Origin of the sequence: Paenarthrobacter sp. CM16, from assembly GCF_013179505.1 — a bacterium.
Taxonomy (GTDB): domain Bacteria; phylum Actinomycetota; class Actinomycetes; order Actinomycetales; family Micrococcaceae; genus Arthrobacter.
Genome location: NZ_JABMCX010000579.1, coordinates 1 through 855, shown reverse-complemented (window position 1 = coordinate 855; position 855 = coordinate 1). Strand labels below are relative to the sequence as shown.

The 855-nt window shown below is 58.2% G+C and carries 1 protein-coding gene; it reads left to right on the top strand.

Annotated features, from left to right (window positions below; translation table 11 throughout):
* Window positions 1-486 precede the first annotated feature (486 nt).
* Window positions 487-855, top strand: a 369-nt coding sequence (locus HP499_RS24625; RefSeq protein ID WP_172326626.1) for a nucleotidyltransferase domain-containing protein, incomplete at its 3' end; no start/stop codon positions are given.

The following is an 855-nucleotide window of genomic DNA, read 5'->3' as shown; positions in this document are numbered from 1 at the left end:
GGCCCGCCGAGGGGTTAGATCTCCTGCCGCCGAGGGGTTAGATCTCAAGTTGGTGAGGGGTTAGCTCTCGCGGGTATGGAGGGCTCTTTCTGCCGAGAACCCGCCCCTCGGTGAGTACGTTCCTCTCATGTCTCCGCGGGGCTTCAGCGGCTTGAATCAAAGTAGGGGGGTGGCAGCCTCCCGCCTGGACAGGTCCTCCAGGAGCGCGAGGCTGCAAGCGGCAATCGCATACAATAGGAAGCGATCGGAGAGGTGCTAATGCAACTACAAAACCCATTGAGGGCGATTTGTCCGACGCTGGAGGCTGACGTCCTCATGGCCTTGGCGGACGGTACTTCAAGTACGCCCGGGCAACTGGTGAGAGACCGCGGCATCCAGGCTTCTGTGTCTGGCACTCGGCGCTGCTTGGATCGCCTTCAAGAGAGCGGCATAGTTGTCGGAATCCAGGTCGGAAACCGGACCGAGTACGCCTTGAATTCGTCTCACATGCTTGCCGGCATCATCGCTGAAGCGGCCCAGGGCAGGGATCGCTTCATGCGTTTTGTTTCCCGCGCAATATCGAGATGGCCTGAACGCCCGCAGCAGGTGACCCTTTTTGGTTCCGCGGCACGCGGGGAGATGCGCAACGACTCCGATATCGATTTGCTGTTCATCATTCATGACGACGCTCGCGATGAACTCTATGAGCAGATCGGGGACTTGGCCGTGGACGTCTACAGTCTCACTGGTAATGACGTACGCCCATTGATTTACGAAGCGTCCGAAGTCCGAATGGCACCGATATTCAACTCGATTTTGAGGGAAGGCGTTCACGTTTACGGTGATCGACATTGGTTGTCGCGCCACCTCGGTGAT